Annotated in this window: 21 protein-coding genes and 2 tRNA genes; 12 read left to right on the top strand and 11 right to left on the bottom strand. The window is 52.9% G+C overall.

The annotated features are described in order from the left end of the window. Positions 1-38 precede the first annotated feature (38 nt). The 3 genes from efp (at position 39) to EIP93_RS19780 (ending at position 1,507) form a co-directional block, all read left to right on the top strand. Positions 39-605, top strand: coding sequence for an elongation factor P (efp, locus tag EIP93_RS19790; RefSeq protein ID WP_039279757.1), 567 nt, complete (start codon positions 39-41; stop codon positions 603-605). Positions 606-783: 178 nt separating this feature from the next. Beyond that, positions 784-915 carry an entericidin A/B family lipoprotein gene (locus tag EIP93_RS19785; protein ID WP_005972977.1) on the top strand — a complete coding sequence of 44 codons (132 nt, stop codon included), beginning with the start codon at positions 784-786 and terminating at the stop codon, positions 913-915. Between the two features lie 238 nt (positions 916-1,153). Further along, positions 1,154-1,507: a DMT family protein gene (locus EIP93_RS19780; protein WP_005972979.1), complete on the top strand. Its 354-nt coding sequence runs from the start codon at positions 1,154-1,156 to the stop codon at positions 1,505-1,507. Positions 1,508-1,546: 39 nt separating this feature from the next. On the opposite strand, the gene blc is transcribed toward EIP93_RS19780, so the two are convergent. The 5 genes from blc to frdA all read right to left on the bottom strand — a co-directional run bounded on the left by blc (position 1,547) and on the right by frdA (position 5,564). Then, positions 1,547-2,131 carry an outer membrane lipoprotein Blc gene (gene blc / locus EIP93_RS19775; RefSeq protein WP_125233170.1) on the bottom strand — a complete coding sequence of 195 codons (585 nt, stop codon included), beginning with the start codon at positions 2,129-2,131 and terminating at the stop codon, positions 1,547-1,549. A 126-nt stretch (positions 2,132-2,257) separates the two neighbouring features. Beyond that, complete coding sequence (frdD, locus tag EIP93_RS19770; protein ID WP_125233169.1) at positions 2,258-2,614, bottom strand: fumarate reductase subunit FrdD; 357 nt, start codon at positions 2,612-2,614, stop codon at positions 2,258-2,260. A 14-nt stretch (positions 2,615-2,628) separates the two neighbouring features. After that, positions 2,629-3,024 (bottom strand): fumarate reductase subunit FrdC, encoded by a 396-nt coding sequence (gene frdC / locus EIP93_RS19765; protein ID WP_103861992.1) that lies wholly within the window; start codon positions 3,022-3,024, stop codon positions 2,629-2,631. Between the two features lie 13 nt (positions 3,025-3,037). Beyond that, positions 3,038-3,775, bottom strand: a complete 738-nt coding sequence (locus EIP93_RS19760; protein WP_039490639.1) for a succinate dehydrogenase/fumarate reductase iron-sulfur subunit — start codon at positions 3,773-3,775, stop codon at positions 3,038-3,040. Further along, positions 3,768-5,564: a fumarate reductase (quinol) flavoprotein subunit gene (gene frdA / locus EIP93_RS19755; RefSeq protein ID WP_103972638.1), complete on the bottom strand. Its 1,797-nt coding sequence runs from the start codon at positions 5,562-5,564 to the stop codon at positions 3,768-3,770. Before frdA ends, EIP93_RS19760 begins: the two co-directional genes overlap by 8 nt. A 474-nt stretch (positions 5,565-6,038) precedes the next feature. Between frdA and epmA the strand changes: the two genes are divergently transcribed. Next, positions 6,039-7,016, top strand: a complete 978-nt coding sequence (gene epmA, locus EIP93_RS19750; protein ID WP_103861963.1) for an elongation factor P--(R)-beta-lysine ligase — start codon at positions 6,039-6,041, stop codon at positions 7,014-7,016. A 52-nt stretch (positions 7,017-7,068) separates the two neighbouring features. Here the strand turns inward: epmA and mscM are convergent, their stop codons facing one another. The 3 genes from mscM to rsgA form a co-directional block, all read right to left on the bottom strand. After that, on the bottom strand, positions 7,069-10,392 hold the full coding sequence (mscM, locus tag EIP93_RS19745; RefSeq protein ID WP_125233168.1) for a miniconductance mechanosensitive channel MscM: 3,324 nt from the start codon (positions 10,390-10,392) through the stop codon (positions 7,069-7,071). A 49-nt stretch (positions 10,393-10,441) separates the two neighbouring features. Continuing rightward, a complete protein-coding gene (gene asd / locus EIP93_RS19740; RefSeq protein WP_125233167.1) occupies positions 10,442-11,470 on the bottom strand; it encodes an archaetidylserine decarboxylase in 1,029 nt (342 codons plus the stop codon). A 146-nt stretch (positions 11,471-11,616) separates the two neighbouring features. Then, a complete protein-coding gene (gene rsgA, locus EIP93_RS19735) occupies positions 11,617-12,666 on the bottom strand; it encodes a small ribosomal subunit biogenesis GTPase RsgA (RefSeq protein ID WP_044202676.1) in 1,050 nt (349 codons plus the stop codon). Positions 12,667-12,849: 183 nt separating this feature from the next. Between rsgA and orn the strand changes: the two genes are divergently transcribed. The 3 genes from orn (at position 12,850) to EIP93_RS19720 (ending at position 13,835) form a co-directional block, all read left to right on the top strand. Further along, positions 12,850-13,392: an oligoribonuclease gene (orn, locus tag EIP93_RS19730; RefSeq protein ID WP_010283124.1), complete on the top strand. Its 543-nt coding sequence runs from the start codon at positions 12,850-12,852 to the stop codon at positions 13,390-13,392. A gap of 215 nt (positions 13,393-13,607) precedes the next feature. Then, a tRNA-Gly gene (locus EIP93_RS19725) sits at positions 13,608-13,683 on the top strand. A gap of 76 nt (positions 13,684-13,759) precedes the next feature. Further along, positions 13,760-13,835, top strand: a tRNA-Gly gene (locus EIP93_RS19720). An 82-nt stretch (positions 13,836-13,917) separates the two neighbouring features. On the opposite strand, the gene EIP93_RS19715 is transcribed toward EIP93_RS19720, so the two are convergent. After that, positions 13,918-14,751 carry a hypothetical protein gene (locus tag EIP93_RS19715; RefSeq protein WP_306172965.1) on the bottom strand — a complete coding sequence of 278 codons (834 nt, stop codon included), beginning with the start codon at positions 14,749-14,751 and terminating at the stop codon, positions 13,918-13,920. 252 nt (positions 14,752-15,003) lie between these two features. On the opposite strand from EIP93_RS19715, the gene EIP93_RS19710 reads away from it, so the two are divergent. Beyond that, positions 15,004-16,236: an MFS transporter gene (locus tag EIP93_RS19710; protein WP_125233166.1), complete on the top strand. Its 1,233-nt coding sequence runs from the start codon at positions 15,004-15,006 to the stop codon at positions 16,234-16,236. Beyond that, positions 16,233-16,928, top strand: coding sequence for a YjjG family noncanonical pyrimidine nucleotidase (locus EIP93_RS19705; RefSeq protein WP_103861959.1), 696 nt, complete (start codon positions 16,233-16,235; stop codon positions 16,926-16,928). The genes EIP93_RS19710 and EIP93_RS19705 overlap by 4 nt, the downstream gene beginning before the upstream one ends. 87 nt (positions 16,929-17,015) lie before the next feature. Here EIP93_RS19705 and EIP93_RS19700 read toward each other — a convergent pair whose 3' ends face one another. Beyond that, positions 17,016-18,671: a DUF1963 domain-containing protein gene (locus EIP93_RS19700; RefSeq protein ID WP_125233165.1), complete on the bottom strand. Its 1,656-nt coding sequence runs from the start codon at positions 18,669-18,671 to the stop codon at positions 17,016-17,018. Positions 18,672-19,007: 336 nt separating this feature from the next. Here EIP93_RS19700 and EIP93_RS19695 point away from each other — a divergent pair, with 336 nt between their 5' ends. Genes EIP93_RS19695 through EIP93_RS19685 form a run of 3 tightly spaced genes read left to right on the top strand, consistent with a single transcriptional unit; the run spans position 19,008 to position 21,622 of the window. Further along, entirely contained in the window at positions 19,008-20,027 is a 1,020-nt protein-coding gene (locus EIP93_RS19695) for an ABC transporter substrate-binding protein (protein WP_125233164.1), read from the top strand. Positions 20,028-20,042: 15 nt separating this feature from the next. Further along, positions 20,043-20,807 carry an ABC transporter permease gene (locus tag EIP93_RS19690; protein ID WP_095992971.1) on the top strand — a complete coding sequence of 255 codons (765 nt, stop codon included), beginning with the start codon at positions 20,043-20,045 and terminating at the stop codon, positions 20,805-20,807. Continuing rightward, the gene (locus EIP93_RS19685) at positions 20,804-21,622 is read left to right on the top strand and encodes an ABC transporter ATP-binding protein (protein WP_125233163.1); all 819 of its coding nucleotides are present in this window, start codon (positions 20,804-20,806) and stop codon (positions 21,620-21,622) included. The genes EIP93_RS19690 and EIP93_RS19685 overlap by 4 nt, the downstream gene beginning before the upstream one ends. 70 nt (positions 21,623-21,692) lie before the next feature. Here EIP93_RS19685 and EIP93_RS19680 read toward each other — a convergent pair whose 3' ends face one another. After that, on the bottom strand, positions 21,693-22,859 hold the full coding sequence (locus EIP93_RS19680; protein WP_125233162.1) for an MFS transporter: 1,167 nt from the start codon (positions 22,857-22,859) through the stop codon (positions 21,693-21,695). Between the last annotated feature and the right edge of the window lie 4 nt (positions 22,860-22,863).

Raw genomic sequence — 22,863 nt, 5'->3', positions numbered from 1 at the left:
TTGGCTTCGTACCAGTATTAAAATTATAGAGGGCCTTTATGGCGACTTATTCTAGCAACGATTTCCGTTCCGGTCTTAAAATCATATTCGAAGGCGAGCCGTATGCTGTCGAATCCAGTGAGTTTGTTAAGCCGGGTAAAGGCCAGGCTTTTGCTCGCGTAAAAATGCGTCGCCTGTTGACGGGCTCTCGCGTTGAAAAAACCTTCAAGTCTACCGATTCTGCAGAAGGCGCAGATGTCGTTGATACCAACATGAACTACCTGTACAACGACGGTGAGTTCTACCACTTCATGCACCCTGAGACGTTTGAACAGCATCAGGTTGAAGAGAAGACCGTTGGTGATGCCGCAAAATGGCTGCAAGACAACGCAGAATGTATCGTTACTCTGTGGAACGGTAGCCCAATCACCGTTCAGCCACCGAATTTCATCGAAGCTGAAATCACCGATACCGATCCAGGCCTGAAAGGCGACACTGCCGGTACTGGTGGTAAGCCAGCAACGCTGAGCACTGGCGCCGTCGTTAAAGTGCCATTGTTCGTGCAGATCGGCGAAGTTGTCAAAGTTGACACGCGTTCTGGCGAATACGTATCACGCGTTAAGTAATGAATGCGAAAAAGGCCGCCTTCTGTGAGGGCGGCCTTTTGGTTTACTCCTCATTTCAGTCTTCCTTTTTTATTTCCCCGCCTTATAAAGTCTTCCACAACAATCAAAATTGGCTACGCTTAGAAAGCAGTCACTTTCGTACCGTTGAAATCCTACTCTCATAAAGAAGGAACCGAGTATGTTGAAGAAAGCGTTTGTTGCCATTTTCTCTCTGGTTATTCTCTCTGCGGTGGTTGGGTGCAATACCACCAGAGGTGTTGGGCAAGATGTTGAAGCGGGCGGGAAGGCCATTCAGCGCAGCGCCCAATAGCCCATACCCGTCATACTTCACGCTGCATGTGCGTTGGCTTTCCTCGCTCACCCCAGTCACTTACTGATGTAAGCTCCTGGGGATTCACTGTGTCGCCGCCTGCATGCAACTCGAATTATTTAGGGTATGTTTTGGGAAATAAATCGTAATAACTTTTCCGAGTGGAAGAAAATACCGTGATGGTGTTTTCTTCCCCGCGGCGAGATAATGTGAAAGTGGATCACTCGGAGAAGTAATAATGTCGCCTCTTTTCATTACTGTCGGCATGCTGACGTTGAGTAATATATTTATGACGTTTGCCTGGTACGGGCATCTACGCTATTTCAGTGGCCGAACCTGGATAATTGCTGCGTTGATCAGTTGGGGGATCGCATTATTTGAATACCTCTTGCAGGTGCCAGCAAATCGGATTGGTTATCAGGTTGCCTCTGCCGGTCAATTGAAAATATTACAGGAAGTGATCAGCCTTTCCGTATTTATCCCTTTCTCCATGTTCATTTTAAAAGAACCGTTCCGCACCGATTATATTTGGGCGGGGCTGTGCCTGCTGGGCGCGGTTTTCTTTATGTTCCGCGATAAGATTATGGGATGACCCACCGGTTATCCCATTGTTGCGGTCGATATGCACCGATTACTGATTGACCCAGATAAGCGCCTCTGTCGGGAAGCCGTAGCGTTTGGCTGTCGCGACGAGTTTGTTGCGTGTCGCAGCATCCAACGTTGGCGTGCGCGAGAGAATCCACAGGTAGTCGCGGTTCGGCCCACAAATCAGGGCGTAACGGTAGTCTTCGTCCAGTTCAATAATGTTGTAACCGCCATAGAACGGCCCGAAGAACGACACTTTTAGTGCGCCCCGCTGAGACGAACTCGTGAAATACGCTTTCCCGATGCTCTCTTTCCATTCCTGTTTTTCGACGTTAAATCCGCGATTGATCACCTTGATGCCGCCGTCATCCCGCGGGCTGTAGGTTGCCGTCACACGTTCCATATTGCGTTCAAAACGGTGGTCGAGGCGGGCGATCTCATACCATGTGCCGAGGTAGCGATTAACGTCAAAATTTTCCACGACGGTGACGTTATCGGGAGGCGTCACGCTACAGGCAACAGAAAAGAGTGCCACCAGTGCGGCAATGCACGCTTTCCCACATCGTCTGATTTTGAATAGAAGGCTTTTGAATAACGTGGTGTTAAAGCGAATAGCGTTAAAGGGCATCATATTGACATCTCATCGTTTTCATCTCTGTTCCAGTGTAGACGATGGATGTGGCCAGGCGGGGAAAATAAAACGGCCTGCAATATCGTGCAGGCCGTTAAGTACAGATTCACATCTACAGCGTTGTATCTACAGAGTGACAACACCGATGACGGTAACCACAGTCAGGATTGCCGCCAAGCCGTAGAACACCCATTTCCCAGCAGGAACGTGGATTTTCAGGTCATGCATTGCATGGTGGATACGGTGCAGGCCACACCAGAGCGGCGGTACAATCATCAGCAGTAAAAAGACGCGGCCGATGAAGCTCTGGCTGAACGCGGCGATGCGCTCATAGGTTAACGCGTCCGGGAACAAGCCCAGAGGCAGCATCACACCGACCAGCAGGATGATCACCGGAGCGAAGAACGCGCTCCACATCCCACCGGCGCCGAACAGGCCCCAGAAAGGTGGTTCGTCAGAACGTTTTGGCGTTGGGTTAATCACGTTATTTCTCCTGTTCAGAATAGTAAGGCGATCGCCAGAACGGCTACGGTTACCACCACGGTGACAGCCCACAGCCCTTTAATGATTGGCTCCGGCCCCATTTTTTCATCTTTAATCACGATGATGCTGGCCTTCGGTGCCAGTTCAAACCAGGTTTTGGTATGCAGCGCGGCGGCCAGCAGAGCAACGATATTAATCAGCAGTACCAGCGGGTTTTGCAGGAAGCTGACGAAGTTTGCCCAGCCTTCCGGCCCATTTTTCAGCGCGAAAACGCCAAACATCAGTACGATGCTGAACCAGACGGCAGGGACGGCAGTCCCTTCACGCACCATATAAAAGCGGTAGAACCCCAGCTTTTTCCACCAGGTCGGCGACATACCGCGAACATACGCTTTACGTTTAGATGTCATCATTGTCCCTCCCTTATTGTGGTTTCAGCATCGCGATCATGAAGTCTTTCGCGCTTTCGACTTTGCCTTGCTGGATAGCCGCGGCAGGGTCGACGTGCTTCGGACACACTTCTGAGCAGTAGCCCACAAACGTACAGGTCCAGACGCCATTATTCCCGTTCAACTGCGCCATACGCTCTTTCTTACCGTGATCGCGGTTGTCCAGGTTATAACGGTGTGCCAGCGTAATTGCCGCCGGGCCGATGAACTCAGGGTTCAGGCCGAACTGCGGGCATGCCGCGTAGCACAGACCACAGTTAATACAGCCGGAGAACTGGTGATACTTCGCCATTTGCGCCGGAGTCTGTTTGTTCGGGCCGTCAGCCGGTTTACGATCGTTGCCGATGATATACGGCTTGATGGCTTCCAGACTCTCGATGAAGTGGGTCATATCGACCACTAAATCGCGCTCGATGGGGAAGTTGCCCAGCGCTTCGACCTTCAGACCGTTCGTGTATTCACGCAGAAAGGTTTTACAGGCCAGTTTAGGGACGTTATTCACCATCATGCCGCAGGAACCACAGATCGCCATGCGGCAGGACCAACGGTAGGAGAGGTCCGGTGCCAGGTTATCTTTGATATAACCCAGCGCATCCAGCAGGGACGTCTGCGTGTTGTACGGAACATCGAACGCCTCAAAATACGGTTCGCTGTCCTGTTCAGGGTTATAGCGCATGACTTCCATTTTCAGGGTTTTGATCATCTCAGCCATTCGCCTGCTCCTTCTTGCTGCCTTCCTGCGCATCACCTTCTGCACCGTATACGCGTTTGGCCGGTGGAAGTTTGGTAATCTTCACATCGCTATACTCCAGACGAGGTGCGCCTTCTGGGTTATAGAACGCCAGCGTATGCTTCAGGAAGTTAACGTCATCACGCTCGGTGCAACCTTCATCCAGACGCTGGTGGGCGCCGCGGGATTCTTTACGGTTGATCGCCGAGTGCGCCATACATTCCGCAACATCCAGACTATGGCCCAGCTCAACGGTGTACAGCAGGTCGGTGTTGAACACGCTGGAGCGGTCGGTGATTTTCACGCGTTTGAAGCGTTCTTTTAGCTCAGCCATCTTATCGACGGTTTTCTGCATCAGGTCGGTGGTGCGGTAAATACCACAGCCTTCTTCCATCGACATGCCCATCTCATCGCGGATTTTCGCCCAGCTTTCTGTGCCTTCCTGATTCATCAGGTCATGCAGACGCTGTTCGATATCGCGGGTTTGTGCGTCCAGTGCCGTGCCGTTGGCTGGTGCTGCCGCCTGCGCGCGCTGTACGGCGTGTTCACCTGCAACGCGACCGAAGACCACCAGTTCGGCCAGCGAGTTGGAACCGAGACGGTTCGCACCGTGCAGACCAACCGAGGAACATTCGCCGACGGCAAATAGACCTTTGATGCGGGTCTCGCAGTTTTGATCGGTTTCAATACCGCCCATCGTATAGTGCGCGGTAGGACGGATAGGAATCGGCTCTTTCACTGGATCGACGCCGACATAGGCTTTTGCCAGTTCACAGATAAACGGTAAACGTTCCAGAAGCTTCTTCTCGCCGAGATGGCGCAGATCAAGGTAAACCACGTCGCCCAACGGGGTTGAGACGGTGCGGCCTGCGCGCCATTCGTGCCAGAACGCCTGCGAGACTTTATCGCGCGGCCCCAGCTCCATGTATTTGTTTTTCGGTTCGCCGAGCGGCGTTTCCGGGCCCATGCCGTAGTCTTGCAGATAGCGGTAGCCATCTTTGTTGACCATGATGCCGCCTTCGCCACGGCAGCCTTCGGTCATCAGGATACCGGAGCCGGGTAAACCGGTCGGGTGATATTGAACGAATTCCATATCACGCAGTGGAACACCGTGGCGGAACGCCATGCCCATGCCGTCGCCTGTGACGATGCCGCCGTTGGTATTGTAACGGTACACGCGACCTGCGCCGCCTGTCGCCAGCACCACGGCGTTAGCGCGGATCTGAATCAGCGAACCTTCCATCATATTGATGGCAACGAGGCCGCGTGCCTGGCCGTCATCGACCAGAACGTCGAGGACAAAATGCTCATCGAAGCGTTGGATTTGCGGATATTTAAGGGACGTTTGGAACAGGGTATGCAGCATGTGGAAGCCGGTCTTATCGGCGGCAAACCAGGTGCGTTCGATCTTCATCCCGCCAAAACGGCGAACGTTGACAGAACCATCCGGTTTACGGCTCCAGGGGCAGCCCCACTGTTCCAGTTGAATCATCTCTTCCGGGCAGCGCTTGACGAAGTGCTCAACAACGTCTTGTTCACACAGCCAGTCGCCACCAGACACGGTGTCATTGAAGTGATAATCGAAGCTATCGTGTTCCTGAGTCACTGCTGCTGACCCACCTTCTGCCGCCACGGTATGGCTACGCATTGGGTAGACTTTTGAGATCAGCGCAATTTTCAGTTGAGGGTTAGCTTCCGCGGCAGCAATTGCTGCTCGTAGGCCAGCGCCTCCAGCCCCGATAATGGCTAAATCGGCGTTAAAGGTTTGCAATGCATTCCTCCAGTTACTTAAGTTAATTAAGTTAAAATAAAAAAATAATATCTATTCGTTTCTGTCTTTATATCCGAGCTTAATATCAAACCCGCTGAAAATTATGTGATAGATGTATAAAGAATAGATAAACCTATAATTTTTGTGTGGGAATGATTATACCGAATTATGGGTAGATGAAATTTGATGTGATCCTGCATTTTGCGGTTTTTTTAGTGGGTCGCGTATTTATTGATAAAAACGTGATCGAAAGACTTATTTAGGGGGGAATAATGCTTTTATTTCTTTAATAACCCTTTTGGGGTGGATATAAGAAAATGATCCACTGGATATAATTGATGGCTGCTATCCTGACCGCGCCTTCTTAGAGGGTAGATCATGTGTTGCTGAAAAGCGCGTCTGGCCTTTTTTCCGCTGGAAATTTGGGCTGATGCGGGTAGACTGCACCCCCTGTTTGACTTTGGAGTAAGAACCATGAGCGAGACGACAAGTTGGCAACCTAGTGCTTCTGTCGCTAATTTGTTGAAACGAGCGTCGATCATTGCTGCTATCCGACGTTTCTTCACCGATCGTGGTGTACTGGAGGTTGAAACGCCCGCGATGAGCCAGGCTACGGTAACGGATGTTTTCTTATACCCGTTCCAGACCCGCTTCGTTGGCCCTGGTGCTGCGGATGGTATGACGCTGTATTTGATGACCAGCCCGGAATACCACATGAAGCGTCTGCTGGCTGCTGGCAGTGGACCGATATTTCAGCTGTGCCGCAGTTTCCGCAATGAAGAATCAGGCCGGCACCACAACCCAGAATTCACTATGCTGGAATGGTATCGTCCTCACTATGATATGTACCGCCTGATGAATGAGGTCGACGACCTGTTGCAGCAGGTACTGGATTGTGAAAGTGCGGAAATGCTCTCCTATCAGCAGGCGTTTTTACGCCATCTGGAGATCGACCCTCTGTCTGTTGATAAAGCGCAACTGCGTGAAGCGGCAGAAAAACTCGGGCTGGGCGATATCGCCTGCCGTGAAGACGATCGCGATTCGCTGGTGCAGATGCTGTTTACCTTTGGCGTTGAGCCGCACATCGGGCGTGACAAACCGGCGTTTGTCTACCATTTCCCAGCAACACAGGCCTCGCTGGCAGAGATCAGTTCGGAAGACCATCGCGTCGCCGAACGTTTTGAAGTCTATTTCAAGGGGATCGAGCTGGCGAATGGCTTCCGTGAATTGACCGATGCCGATGAGCAACGTCAGCGCTTTGAGCAGGATAACCGCAAGCGTGCCGCGCGTGGTTTGCCACAGCAGCCGATCGATGAAAACCTGCTGGCGGCGCTGAAACACGGTCTGCCGGATTGTGCCGGTGTGGCGTTGGGCGTGGATCGTTTGATTATGCTGGCGCTGAATGCCGAGAAGCTGAGTGACGTGATTGCATTCTCCGTAGAGCGCGCGTAACCGGTCTGATATAAGGGCGGTGCCACATCTGGGCACCGCCCGTTTTCCTTTCTTATAAGCTGCCCGGCGTCCGCTGCCGTGGCGTCAGCGTTTTTCCACTGCGCGACAGATTGTCCATTTTCACCTGGAATGGTGGGAAAGGAAGCTCCAGATTGTGTTTGCGGTAGTTTTCCAGAATCAGCTGATGCAGTTCGTGACGCAGCGGCATACGGTGCCCCATTTCGGCGGCAAAAATACGCAGCTCGAAAATCTGAATCCCCTGTTGCAGGTCGACCAAAAAGACTTCCGGTTCTGGCGTATCCAGAATCAGCGAACAGCGCTTCACTGCATCCATCAACAGCTCCGTGACTTCCTGACTGTTCGCGTTCGCGGGAGCAGGCACCGTCATCACCACACGCGTGACCGAATCCGACAGCGACCAGTTGATAAACTGCTCGGTGATAAAGGCCTTGTTCGGCACGATGATCTCTTTACGGTCCCAGTCTGAAATGGTGGTAGCACGGGTGTTAATCCGCATGACGCTACCCGTGAGATCGCGGATCGTGACCGTATCGCCGATACGGATCGGTTTCTCGAACAGGATGATCAGGCCGGAGATAAAGTTGGCGAAGATCTCCTGTAAACCGAACCCGAGCCCCACACCCAGTGCAGCAACCAGCCATTGCAGTTTCGACCATTCGATCCCGATCAACGAGAACCCCATCAGACAGCCGATCAGCATCAGAATATATTTGCTGATGGTGGTAATGGCGTAGCCGCTGCCCGGCGATAGATCCAGGTGCTGTAAGATCGCCAGCTCCAGCAGGGCGGGCAGGTTACGTACCAGCTGCGCGGTGATAATGAAGATCAGAATCGCGATCAGCACCGATCCCAGCGTAATCGCCTGCACGCTTTCCACGCCTTTGACCGTGCTGGAGACATCCCACAGGCTAATATTTTCCATGAACGCGAAGGCGGAATGAATTTCCGACCACAGTGCGATAACGGAAACCAGTGCGATCAACGTCAGGATGGAACGCACCAACTGCAAGGATTTGGCGCTGATGGCGTCCAGATCGACAACGGGTTCTTCCACCGCTTCCGAACTGCTTTCATGAGATGACGTAGACGGCGTGTCTTCCTCACCTTTGGCACGCTGCGCCAGAATTTCCGAACGTCGCTGTTTGGCGCGGTCGAAGGCGATGCGGCGGCGCTGAATCAGCATCCAACGGCGGATAATGTGGTAAACCACCAGCAGGAAGAACCAGATAGAAACGGAGGTTTCCAGACGGGCTAACAGCGCCTGTGCGGTTGCCAGATAGCCGATGCAGGAGGCCAGCGCGGCAACGAGCGGCATGGCGATCAGGATGTTCCACATCGCACGGTTAACGGAGTTTTCCCCCGAGCCTTCTTTATCCAGATACAGCGGGATACCCGCGCGTTTTAATCCGGTTGTGACCAAACTCAACGCCATACAAAGCAGGATGAAACAGAGCCGCCCGAGCGTGCTAGAGAACTCGCGATCGTTGAGCTTATCGAAAGTAATCAGCGCCATAATCAGCGGCACGATAAAGGCGATGGAGAGACGATAGTAGCGCATCGCTCTGGCTACGCGCTCCGGCGACCAGCGGAAGTGGACAATGAACAGCCCCTGCGGATGCGAGAATGAGGCACTGATCATCACCAGCCACATCAGCGGCACGGTTGCGGTCACGCTGTCGCCGATGGCGACGGCAATCGGGTAAGGCCAGGCGTTTTGCAGCCCGTATCCCAACGCGGCCCAGAGCACTGGCAGCGGCAGGGCGGTAAGGATGGACCAGAACACGGTACGCAGCGTCAGCATAAAGTGATCGAGCGTGACCTTGCCGACACGACTGCTGGCACGCTCCATAAACGCATGATAGTGGCGGCGTGAGCTGATACTAAAACCAACCAGCAGCAGTGCGCCTAGCAGCGGCAGCACGGTTTCCTGACTGGTCACCATCATCACCAGCGCGCTACCCAGCTGCGTCAGCGTATCTAATGACAGCAGGCGGGTTAGATCCTGTACCAGTTTGAGCGGATAGGCGAACGTTACGGGATCGACATCCGCCACCCAGAACAGGTCGCGATGGGCTGCTTCCCGTGTTTCGGTTAGCGCATCCGCCAGCTGGTTATTGGCGACTTTGAGTTTGGTCAGTTCGAGTATCTGTGAATCACAGCCGGAGATCAGTGACGTCAGCAGGTCGCGCTGGGTTCGCATCTGATCGGCCAGAATACGCTGCTGTGCGCTGGTCAGCGGATCGCCGTTATCCTGCTTGGCATTATCAAGATCCTGAGGTTTGTTGATCAGGTCTTCAAAGTGCAGGCGCTGTACGCGCAGCTGCGCCATGTCGCTATCCAGCAACTGAGGTTTGGGCATTTCCGGCAAGCGGGCGATCTGTGCCCGTAAGGTTTCACCCAATATCGGTGAGACGCCAAGCCACTGCGCCTGTTCGCGGATGGTGCTCAGCGCCTGACGAACCTGAATGGTGTGCGTGGCAGCCTGACGCTGCTGAGAGGCGATGAGATCCATCCGCTGCGCTTGTTGATTCAGCGCGACGGATAGCTCGCGGTTAACCTGTAGCTGCTTGCTGATGACGCTGGGTAAATCGCCACTTTGTTCCGCGAGTAGTTCTGTACGTTCTAATGCCTGTTCGGCTTCGCGCTGGCGCAGGTTGTTGAGTCTGCTGCGTAAATCCTGTTGCAGCAGATCCAGCCTGTCGTGACGCTTTTTATACAGTTCGACGCGTAGCCGAGACAACTCTTGACGATTGCTGGCTGACAGCTGTGCCAGCTCCAGTTCGTCGACCCGGCTTTTGCGCAGGGCTGATTCGGCCTGAAGCGCGACAAGCTGCGCTTGCCCCAGCGGGGTAACAGGAGTACCGAGAGACTGAATACGGCGTTCCGCCTCGCTTTGCATGCGGCTGGCTTCAGTTTGCTGCTGCGGAAGCTGACTCAGTGAATCACTGATTTCACGCAGCCGATCCTGTTCTTGCTGGAGCTGGCGGGCCTGTTCCAAAAGCTGGCTGCTGGTTTGCAGTAACTGTTGTTCGAGATCGTTGCTGGAGAGACTTTCTGAAATAGACGACGGTTTGCCGTCTTCAGCATTAAGCTGGCGACGCAGCTCTTGAACCAGTTTGGGGAAATCATCAATGACGCGCTGATACTGTGTGGCGCGCTCCAGTGACTCTTTGCGGTCCTGCAGGGTATTCAGTGCAGCCTGATATTCTTCAACGACTTTCGCCTGATCGGCTGCACCTTTGTTGGCTTCCGCCTGCTGTAGCTGCTGGCGTAACTGCGCCTCATTGGGCGCAGTGGCAGCCAACGCAGCAGTTGATAATAAACATCCCAAAAGAAAAGTCAGAATCAGACGCACGTTAGCTACCTTTATTACAGTATTACAAACAACAAAAATCTGACGTTATTTACGTCGCGTCGGGTTTGTGGCCCGTCTGGCCGGATGCATCAGTTGCAGGATGTTGTCCCTCAACCTGAGCTGGTTCAGATGTTACAGCAGCAGGCGACGGTGCGGCGTCGTTGGCTTCCAGCTCGGTTCCTTCCGGGAAGACAACAGGCGCTTGCTCATCCTGACGGACTTCGGCAAACGGTTCGCCCATACGCGTCACGCTTAGGGTATTCAGGTGTGCAGCAAACTGGAGATTATTGCCTGCAGCAAACAGGTTAATCACGGTTGAGCCGAGCTTGAAGCGACCCATTTCCTCGCCTTTCGCCAGCACGACTGCACCTTCTTCACCCGCCTGTGGGTAAGTCCAACGCTTGATGATGCCTTCACGCGGTGGCGTCACCACGCCTGACCACACGGTTTCGATGCTGCCGACAATGGTCGCACCGACCAGAATCTGTGCCACTGGGCCGAATTCAGTATCAAACAGGCAAATGACGCGTTCGTTACGTGCAAACAGATTCGGCACGTTATCGGCCGTCAGCAGATTGACGGAGAACAGGTCACCCGGCACATAAATCATCTCGCGCAGCACGCCGTCGCACGGCATGTGGAGGCGGTGATAATCACGTGGAGAAAGATAAATGGTGGCAAACAGGCCGTCGCGGAACAGATCGGCCATCACATAGTTACCTGCCAGCAACGCTTCCAGCGTGTAGTCGTGATGCTTCGCCTGAATCAGCTTGCCGTCGGTAATGGGGCCAAACTGCGACAGTACGCCGTCTGCGGGCTGCACCAGACGGTGCGCGTGGGGATCGACAGGGCGAATGCCTGGGCGCAGAGGGCGAACGAAAAATTCGTTAAACGTGCGGTAGGAGGCGGTATCCGGCTGCTGTGCTTCCTGCATGTTGACGTTGTATTGGCGAACAAACAGATCGATCACCAGCTTGGTGAGTTTTCCTGCACGCTTATTTGCTCCCCAGCCCGCTAAGCGGGTCAGCCAGATCTTGGGAAGCCAATACTGTAATTTGATTTTGATATTATCCAGCACTGTGAGCCTCTTGGATTAATAGTGCGCCATAAAACAAGCTTTCTGGGGAACACGCTTAGCTTAGCGCTGTCAGCGGTAGCCCAGAGAGAATAAGCGGATTCACTTATCCTCAAAGGGGCGCATTGTAGCGACGGTTATGATAAATGTCAGTTATCTGTATCCGAAAAGCCTTTACGCGTTTTTACTTGCGCCATGCTCTCCAGAATCCGGTGATAGTTATCAAAGCGCTCTGTGGCAATCTCTCCACGCGCAAGTGCGGCATTGATCGCGCAACCTGGATCGTTTTCATGTTTACAGTCGCGGAACTTACACGAGCCGATGTGTTTACGTAACTCAATGAAACCACTCGTCACCTGTTCAGGTTCCAGATGCCACAGACCAAATTCACGTACGCCCGGTGAGTCGATCACGTCACCGCCATGCGGGAAGTGATAAAGCCGAGAGGCGGTGGTGGTGTGTTGCCCCAATCCTGAGTTATCAGAAACCTCATTCACCAGAATGCGTTCTTCACCCAGTGCGAGCAGCGCATTAAGCAGGCTGGATTTCCCGACACCTGACTGTCCGGCGAAAATACTGATACGGTCAGTGAGTGCCTGTTCCAGTTCAGGGATACCCTGTTGAGTATGGCTGGAAACCATCAGTACGCGATAGTCGAGGGCGCGGTAGATATCCATTTGTTTATCAACAAACTGGCGGGATTTGTCATCCAGCAGGTCAATTTTGTTCAGCACGATCAGCGGATCTATCTCCAGCGTTTCGCAGGCGACCAGATAGCGATCGATAATGTTCAGCGACAGCTCTGGCAAGATCGCTGAGACGATCACGATCTGATCGATATTGGCGGCGATCGGTTTAATGCCATCGTAATAGTCGGGGCGGGTCAGGACTGAATGGCGAGGGTGAACGGCTTCCACGATCCCGCTGATACCAGCGAGTGATTCATGGCCGGGTCGCCAGACGACGCGGTCGCCCGTGACCAGCGATGAAATGGTCCGACGAATGTTGCAGCGGTGCACCACGCCATCGGTGGCTTCCACATCGGCGTGCATACCGAATCGGCTGATGATAATACCTTCCTGCGCATCGCCCAGTTGGTTATCTTCCCATTCGACTTTGCTTTCCGTTTTTTTCAGGCGGCGCTGGTGGTTTGCGCTAACCCGACGCTGCTGACCTTTCGACAGTTTCTTTTTGCTCACTGAGCCTCACTTAAGACGATTTATCGTTCACGACAGCGGGTTGTCGCTCGCCGCGTTTGAACAGACTATAATACACCCTATTTGATTTTAATTAACTGATACCACCTTATCGGTATCAGCATTGAGATTGATACTGGTATCCTTGCCTCGACGACAGGGCACAATGCAACAGGAATTCCCACGATGGTAGATGAAAATAACCTGATCTGGATCGATCTCGAGATGACCGGTCTGAACCCGGATCACGATCGCATCATTGAGATCGCAACGCTGGTGACGGATGCAAACTTGAATGTGTTGGCCGAAGGACCGGTAATGGCGGTGCACCAGTCAGATAGCCAGCTGGCGCTGATGGATGACTGGAATGTGCGTACGCACGGCGCCAGCGGCCTGACGGATCGCGTCAAAGCCAGCACCACGGATGAACGCGCTGCCGAGTTGGAAACGCTGGCGTTTCTACAAAAATGGGTACCAGCGGGTAAATCGCCGATCTGTGGCAACAGCATCGGTCAGGATCGCCGCTTCCTGTTCCGCTATATGCCAGAGTTGGAAGCTTACTTCCACTATCGCTATCTGGATGTCAGCACGCTCAAAGAACTGGCGCGACGCTGGAAGCCAGAAATCCTGACGGGTTTTAAGAAGCAAGGCACGCATCAGGCGATGGACGATATTCGCGAATCACTGGCGGAATTGGCCTATTACCGTGAGAACTTTCTGCGACTGTAGTCGGTGACGCAAAACAGGCAGGGCGTGATGTCCAGCTATCTGCTGCTATTTACGCCATAACGCCTGTTTTGTCAGCGCATTGTTTTTTTTATCAGCAGTCAGACAATTTTTCATTTTTGGGGGCTTGCGGTTAAACGGATTTCTCGTATAATGCGCACCCCATACCGATGAAGAATTTCAATTAAAGAACTTCAGCATCGTGTAAAGATTCCCGGGCGGGAATAGCTCAGTTGGTAGAGCACGACCTTGCCAAGGTCGGGGTCGCGAGTTCGAGTCTCGTTTCCCGCTCCAAGTTTTATCACTGTTTGTCACCATACAGGCAGTGTGCAGTAATCAGACGTAACGCCTGTTAGTGTCTGTTCGATATGCGGGAATAGCTCAGTTGGTAGAGCACGACCTTGCCAAGGTCGGGGTCGCGAGTTCGAGTCTCGTTTCCCGCTCCAATCTTTCGTTACCTCTTCTAATTAATTTCTAATCAAAACGCTTAATTTTGTTGTGAATATCGTGTTCCTATTTCGAACCACATCATTTACATCCTAAACTTTTTCGCATGTTGGCTTGTAGCTGTTCTGCTACTTCAGGGCGTAAGTTCGAGTGCATTTTTTCTACGTTTCCACAGCCCTCAGGTTGAGGCGTGGGGAGCGGCTCTGTTCTCGTCAGTACACCCCACAAAACATAAATTATGAACATAGTTAACACGGGAAGTGCGCACCAAAGAAAGGCGCGGACCATCCAGACGTTAAGAAGGTCAGGCTCCGGCAAATAGGGTGATGTTTGGTGATTGACTCGGGTATCGCTGGTTGTCGGTTCTTCGTCGTCAAGTGCGAGAGACAGGCTTTCATACGAAGTGAAGTATGTTGAGGTTGATTCTGCACCGTACTGCTGCTCGGCGCGTTGCCACTTGCTTAAGGGCATGAGCAAGAAAGACAAGGTATCGCTCAACATGCTTTCCCTGTGTACACGCAGTGCATATCCGCCAAGAAGTAACAGATGCTCAATCCGAGCAAATTCTGTACTGTACCCAGCACTGCCTATTGAATAATGACGAAACACATGCTGACCGCCAGAGAAGTCTATTGTTGCGGTTTCGATGTCACTGTCATAGTCGAGCTCAGCGGAGAAAACCCTTTCACCCAGTATCTGCGAGAGTTCCTCCAACAGGCTGAAAATGCCTTCTTTCCAATCGATATGAATACCGTAGACGCTCATAAACGTTGACTGATAGTCATTGAGCTCGGACTCTACCTGCCAGTATTCCCCGTGCTGTTCCAAAAATGCTCTGCGTCTTGCACAGGCTGGCTCATCATCTTGAGCCGCAAAAAAATCAGAAAACTCATCCCAGTTTGGTAATTGCATCATTATTCCATTTTATGTGTAGCGTGTTTCGCTGCTGTCGAGATGCGCTATTTATCTCTTTTTATGCTGAACAACGTCATTGGCATATTATTTCAGAATGCGTTCTGCGGATACGTTGATGCCAGCCCGTGTCGAACATTATGTTACCTGTTGTATAAGAATGTGATGATATCATCGCTATTCAGATGGCCAAGTTCAGTGTGTTACTCCATTCCGTGTGTTACGACAGGCCAGCGTTACAGGTAAATAATTATTTTGAGTGCAAATCGAATCCAAACCCCGTCTCTCCCCGTGTTAAAGCTCCTCGCACTTGCGACAGCCGCGTTTCTGACCTTACTGACTGAGATCATGCCGGCAGGGCTCCTCAGTTCGATCGCGACGGGCCTTGATGTATCCGAAAGTCTGGCCGGCCAGTTCATCACGGCGTTTGCTCTGGGGGCGTTGTTATCTGCGATCCCCGCGACAGCGCTGACGCGAGGGCTGAGACGCAAGCCTCTGCTGCTCGTCGCGATTAGCGGATTTGCCGTTGTTAATGCGGTGACCGCCGTTTCAGACAACTACGCTTTATCACTGGCTGCCCGCTTTGTCGCTGGCCTGTTCGGTGGTGTGGTCTGGTCGATGCTGGCCGGGTACGCCTCCCGTATGGTCCCCAGGTGGTTACTCGGGCGTGCAATCGCGATTGTCGGTGCGGGCTCTACGGCAGCGCTGGTCCTCGGCGTACCCATTGGCGGCCTTCTCGGCTCGGCGATTGGCTGGCAGGGCGCCTTTGGGCTCGTGTCGGTTATCGCGGTGCTCCTTGCCGTCTGGATCGCGCTCTTTGCTCCCGATTTCCCAGGTGAATCGGCCGATAAGCGGCTATCGCTGCCTCAGGTCGCAGCCAAGCGTGGCGTCGGGGCGACGCTTGCGTTGATCCTCACCTACATCGTCACGCACAACATTCTGTATATTTACATCGAGCCTTTCCTCGTGGCTTCCGCCATGGGAGACTGGCTCAACGGCGTGCTGTTCATTTTCGGCGCGGGGGCGGTGTTTGGCCTCGTACTGTCAGGCATTATCGTCGATGGAAATCTCAAGCGTCTCGGCCCTGCCGAGGTGTTATTATTCGCCGCTGCGACGCTCCTTCTGGGCCTTTGGTCCGATGTACAGGCCATTCTGATTCTGGCAGTCTTTATGTGGGGCATCTCCTTTGGGGGATTCTCCGTCGTCACGCAAACGGCAATGACTCACCTTTCCTCTGATGCCGTGGACGTCGCACAATCGATGTCGACCACATCGTGGAACACCGCGGTGGCCTCAGGGGGCGTCATCGGAGGATTGCTCCTCAGCAGCGCAGGCCCGGGCGCGTTTCCGTGGGTGATGATCGGGCTATTGACGCTATCATTCCTCGTCGTGCTTCTGGGGGTTAACCGCGCGCTGACAGCAGCTAAGCCAGCGCAGTCCGTCCCTGTCAGAAGCGATTCCTTGATGCAGAGTAACCAACATTTATGAAATACCGCCATTTCCTGTTTGATCTTGACGACACGCTGTTGGACTTCAAAGCCTCCGAGCGTCTTTCGTTCGTGCGTACGCTGACGAACCTCGGCGTCGATATTGAAAATACGACCCTGTTCGCAGACTATCAGCGTGAGAATTCCCTGTTATGGAGTGAATTTGAGAAGGGGGAAATCACCAAGGATTTACTGAAAGTAGAACGATTCCGTCGCACTTTTTCCCTGCATAGCATCGATATCGATCCTCACAAAGCGAGCAATCTCTATCTGGAATGCCTGCCTGAGACCGTGGTGCTGGTGGATGGCGCGGTTCAGATCTGTGAAGCGCTTGCCGAGATTGGTGAAGTTGGCATTATTACCAACGGTATTGAGCATGTGCAGGCGCAGCGAGTGGCGAATTCGGGTCTGGCAGATTGGCTTTCGTTTGTCGCCACCTCTGAAGCTTGCGGCTTCGCCAAGCCGGATGCGCGTTTCTTCGAGTTCTCCGCCAGCAAGTTCAGCTCGTTCAAAAAAGCCGAGGCGGTCATTGTGGGCGACAGACTCGATGCCGATATTCTTGGGGCGAACCTGTACGGCATAGACAGCTGCTGGTTCAATGCAGGTGGAGCCGCCAACGATTCGGACATCGCGCCAACCTATGAGGCTGCCACTCTACAAGATGTCTTCACGCAGATCAGCGCCAGGTCTTGAGCCTGTACCACGCAACATCGACGACAATCACCATCATTAGCCAGCAATGGGTTGTCGTCGTACTTACCTGCTAATCAGCGCAAATTCTCAGTAATCGCAGACCATGAATACCCGATCGAAGCGTTGGGCTGCGAGGTCGGTACGGTGAATGATGAAATTCAGCGTGCCATCATCCCACTGAAATTGTCCATCCAGACAGACCTGAAACAGCACCAGCCAGTCCTGTGCTTCACCGCCTAACGCCTGTGCTGCCTGCAACTCTGGTAATTCATGCTGGCTGAAGCCACAACCGTTGATTCGGGCAATACCCTGATACTCGGGCAATGAGACATCAGGCGAAAAGTCTGACGGCAGCATGTCCTTTTCGATCATCCAGGCGAGTTGCTCTTTAGTCACTTTACTATCAGGCAACAGATTGAATGCGCCCAGTTGCCGTAACTGCCAGGCGTAATATTGTGCGAAGCCGAGATGGGATAACGCATCGTCGTATTCATCATCGTCCAACTCAACCTGCTGTTCCAGACTCAGGCGTGAGCAGAGTATGGAGCCAAGATGGGGGTTTTGACGCAATGCGTAAAAACTGGGTACGGTGACGCTGGCTCTGGGATGCAGTGTAAAGGCAGGCTTTTGCCCGAGCGTTTTCTCGTCATTGAAAGCAAGATCGGCAAAGCGTGTACCGCTGCACAGGCTTGCGGCGTCCTGCACATAAATCACCTTTCCTCTGGCCGTTAAAGGGCTGCTTCCGCATTCCAGAAAGAAGAATAACGTACCTTCGCGCGGCAGATAGTCTTGCAATGTGGCCAAATCGCGGCAGTCTATCTGCGCAATAAATTCCAACGGTACACAATAGCTTTGTGTGACATCGTCCCAGGGAAAAATACATATGTCTTTTTCGTCCTCGCGTTCTTGCCAGCACTCCTTGTATTCGAGCAAGGTGTCTTCGGTGGTGCTGACGCAAGGGTAGGGGATATCGATAGGTAAATCCGGCAGGCCGCCCAGCCGATGATTGCCCAGCGCAGTGTGGTCGTCTTCTGCACCATGATAGAAATCGATACTACTGCGTAAGGTACCAGCCACGGAATCGGCGATGGGGACGATGGCGTCAGCCGAGAGCAACATATTTATGAGATGTTGTCGCTGTGGAGAATGCTCCGCCAGCAACGGGTGCAGGGCAGGATCTTGCATTATAGGGAGATAGGCTGGTGTCTCTGCGATGTTTACCTGCTTTGCTTTCATCTCGTTGTCTTGTGCGGTATCAGTCTCTGCCTCTGCTCCCTTCGCTTTTAGGTGGCTGTGCAATGCCGTTTCTGGTGTTGCAGTGACAATTCGCAAGCTGCGCAGCGCAGTTTCTATTGTGATGAAGTGCTCTTGTTGCTGTTCCAGCGGGCAGTATCCCCCAGCGAAAAGGCAAACTGTGTCGGTTAAGCGGATAAACGCGAACAGGTAAGCTAAGCCGTAAACCCCTTCGGCCGTCATTAACAATGCGCTGTAGTTTTCAAGGGCTAATGTTTTTTCTTCAAGCCAGGTGAGCTCCCCATAAATTTTTCCGCAGAAGGTGCGATATCGCTCGGTCTGTCCCGTTTCTGTTTTGTGTAGCAATTCCCTGTCGATCGGATAAATATCCAGCACGACGAGACTGTCATCGGTGGAATACTGGCCGAGAGCACCTTGTCCGATTTGCTCAACGGAAGTGAAACTCGGGGGGAAATCGATGGATAAAACGTCCGTGTGCATGATTGGCATGACAATCCCTAACGTAGAAAAGAATATCGCCTCTGATGTGGTTTTTTATGATGCCACATTTGTCTGCTTCAGCAAGAAGACGATGTACTGACGGCTCGTCACTCTGCATCACTCGCAATGCATTTTTGTAACGTTTTGCTTTTTTTTGGTGCGCTAACGCTGCCGGAACAGCGTATTTGCTGGGTTTTGTAGTGCCGATAAACATGGCACGGCCTGTGCTTAGTCTTACATACCATCTTGTGTACAAGATGGGGCGACTCAGGCAATCGACCTGATCGGTTTTTTCAGGCTGGTGGTTATCGGCTGTTGTTAGCTCACCGTTGAAGGGGGAACACCATGAAAAATAACAATGACAAGATCGATCGTAAACGCAGGCAGTTAATGCAATGGTCAGCCATTAGTGCGAGTGCGTTGACGCTAAGCAGCTTGCTGCCGGGAATGGCTTTTGCAGCCGAAGGTGAAGAAATTCGCATTGGTTACTGGCCGATTGTGGGCGGCTTGCCTTTATATGTGGGCGTTGAGCGGGGCTTTTTCAAAGAGGCTGGGCTGAATGTGCGAGCGGTGAAATTCGCCAGCCCGCAACAGATTGTCGAGGGGATGATCACGGGCCGCATACACGGATGCGCCAACGGTACGGCCACCGGCGCATTGGGATTAGGGGCGATTACCTCACCCGGCCTGTTCAAGATCATTTGCTCGAATCCTTCTAATCATCAGATGGTATTGGATGAATTTCTGGTGCCGTTAAACAGCGACGTAAAAAGTATCGCGGAACTGAAAGGCAAACGTATCGCCTGTGGGCCGGGTATTCAGAATGTGGTGATGACCAAAATCATTCTGGAGAAAAATGGCTTTACGGCGGACGAGCTGCGCGTGACGGAATTGCCAGTCGGGCAGCACGTGGCTGCGCTGGCTGCTGGTCAGATTGACGGGGTTTATACGCTGGAACCGACGGGAACTGTCGGTCGGCTGAAAGGGTTGTCGCGAACCTTGGAAACAGGCGTGATCTCGCGTTATGTACTCGATAATCCCGATGCGCCGTGGTTTGGTGGTGCGGCGGCGTTAAATAGCGGTTTTATCGAAAGTCGGGCGGCGGATGCAAAACGCTTCACGCAGGCCTATGCCAAATCGGTGCAGTTTATTCAGCAGAATCCAGAAGCCGCTCGCGATCACATCACGGGTTACACCAGCATTGAGGCCGAATTGAGTAAAGAAGTGCCGCTGCCGGGGTTTGTCATGTACGACGAGCTAAAAGGCGACAATCTGGCGTGGTTCCAGAAGTTTTATGACGTGTTCACCGAAAGAAAAATCTTCCGGCAGCCGGTGGATGTCAGCAGCCTGATTTATCAGCCTTAAGGGAGGTGCTCGATTATGCGCCAGCATTGGACGTCTAAATTATTACCCGCTGTCGGCCCGATTCTGCTGTTTCTCTTTTGGCAATTGGCCGTCAGCGCGAAATGGCTGAACCCCATTTTATTACCCTCGCCCGTTGAGACGCTGGGCTATATGTTCCAGTCTTTCGCGGATGCCAGCATGCGTACCGATATCGGCGCGACGCTATACCGTACGCTTGTGGCGTTTGGTTTTGCTGCACTGATTGGCGTGCCACTCGGCGTCATTTTAGGTAGCAACGAAAAGATCTACCGCAGTCTGGAATTCTTGATCGACTTCTTTCGTTCTACGCCGTCATCGGCGCTGATTCCGTTGTTTTTGCTGATTTTTGGCATAACCGACGCGAATAAGATTGCCATTTCGGCTTTTGCAGCCGTGCTGGTGATTCTGTTCAACAGCGCCTATGGCGTGATGAATGCAAAGAAAACCCGTCTGATGGCGGCGCAGGTCATGGGGATTTCCCGCTGGCATATTTTTAAAGACATTATGCTGCTGGAAAGTCTGGCGCAAACCTTTGTCGGCCTGCGCACCGGTGTGTCGATGGCGTTGGTGATCGTGATTGTCGCGGAGATGTTTATTGGTTCGGAAACGGGGTTGGGGCACCGCATCATTGATGCGCAGCAGGTGTTCAACATTCGGGATATGTATGCCTCTATCCTGATTACGGGCGCACTGGGGTATCTGCTTAACGTATTGTTTTTGGTGGTAGAAAAACGAATTGTTCACTGGAGTGGCAAAGCATGATGACACCTCGTATCGCACAAGTGGAAAAACCGGATACCGCGTTGCCGCCTTATCCGGCACCGAACACCCACGTCACCATTCGCGGCTTGAACAAGTCGTTTGCGGGTCAGCCGCTCTATACCGATCTGAATCTGGATTTACCGCGTGGCAAGATCGTGTCTATTTTCGGGCCGAATGGCTGTGGTAAATCGACGCTGATGAACATGATTGCCGGGCTGATTCCCGTTGATAGTGGCGATATCTTGTTTGATGGCAAAACGCTGTCAGAAACCAAGATTGGGTATGTGTTTCAAAACTATCGTGATGCGCTTTTTCCCTGGATGAGCGCCTGGAAGAATATTGCTTATCCGCTGGTGCGCAGCGGAATGCGCAAGCAAGACGTTCAGGCACGGATGGATGAACTGATTGCGATGTTTGATATTCGCTTCGATCTTCAGCGTTATCCGTATGAGCTTTCAGGTGGACAGCAGCAGACGGTCTGTATCATGCGGGCGCTGGCGACGGGGCCAGAGGTGATGTTTTTGGATGAACCGTTCTCCGCGCTGGATTTTGAAATGACGCTGTTCATCCGCGACAAGCTGCAAGAGGTTCAGTTGGCGACCGGCGTGACGATGGTCATCGTGTCACATGATTTAGAAGATGCGGTGTTTCTGGCGGATGAAATCCTGCTGTTGACGCGTCGGCCAACGACGGTGTCGGAGATTGTTCCGTTTGATTTAGCGCGTCCACGTGGTGCGGAGGCGATGAGCGATCCTGAGTTTATTCGCGTCAAGGCGCACACGCTGGAGGTATTCAAACGCGAAATGGCCGCATAAGCAGCCCATCTGCTGTATCTATTTCAGGTTTACCAAGCCGTAGCTGGCTTGGTGAGCCTGATGCCTACATTCACTCTTCACCCAGCGAACGCGATACGTTCTCTTTTCTTAATACGCCCTGTATGCCAACAAACAGCACGCCGGTTAGCAGCAAGATGGCGATGAGACCGTCGTAACCGTAAAACGTGATGGCTGCACCGGAGAACAGCGGCCCGCTGATACTGCCCGCAGACCACACCAGCCCCAGAAGTGAATTCATCACAATTAGCCGCTGACCAGCAAATTTCTGACCTGCCCGCACCAGAGACAGCGTGTAAAGTCCGCCTGCCGCTGCGCCCAGTACGATACAGACGGGAACCAGAAGTGCAGGGGAGGAAAATGAGAAGGTGATCAATACCAGCATCACACAGAACAGGATGCCGCAGCTGATATGGATTTTGATGATGCCGCATTTGTCTGCCAGCCAGCCAATCGGCGTCTGAAATACGGCATCGCCCAGAAAAATGAGTGTGACCAGTAAGATCGCAGATTTTTCGTCTAAGCCCTGTTCCATGCCGTAAAGCGGAAAGAGTGAAAGGATACTGGCATCGAAGAAGGAGAAGCAGAGCACGCCAGAGGCGATTGCCGGGAGAAAAGGGATAAGATCCCGATAAGACGCTGAAGACGATTCATCTGCCTGAGCCATACTGGCGCAGTTCCTCAGCATGAACGCACACGCGCCGGATATTGCGCAAATCAGCCATAGCGCATAGGTTTGCATCGACTCACCAGCGGCAATAAGCAGCGGCCCTATCAGTTGGCACCCTGTGAAAACGGAAGCATACAGCCCCGTCAGCGTCGCTTTGTGTTTGTCTGAAGCCCGACTGGTAACCCACGTTTCTCCCAGCACCACCAAAACCCCCGAGGCCAGCCCGGTTAACAGGCGCGGTAAAATGAGCGAGATAGGGTGTGACAGCAGGAATGAGGCAACGGTTGAGGCTGCCAGAATAATCAGGCTGCCGGATAACAGATGGCTAGCGTGCAGGTGACGGCTGAGCCACGGCGTAACGAATGAGGAGAGCATCATCCCCGCCGCCGGAAGGGCCGCCAGAATACCGAGCGTCGCCGTGCTGTGCCCGTGCTCGGCCAGCTTCAGGCTGATCAGCGGTAGCGTGTACCCTGTCACCAATCCCACGAGTGAGGCGGCGATAATCATGTTCAGTGTTGTGAAGTTTGATTCACGGGAATGTGCTGTCATTGTA

This window comes from Pectobacterium versatile (assembly GCF_003932035.1).
Classification (GTDB): domain Bacteria; phylum Pseudomonadota; class Gammaproteobacteria; order Enterobacterales; family Enterobacteriaceae; genus Pectobacterium; species Pectobacterium versatile.
The sequence above is the reverse complement of the archived record's forward strand: the minus strand, read 5'-3'. Positions and strand labels throughout refer to the sequence as shown.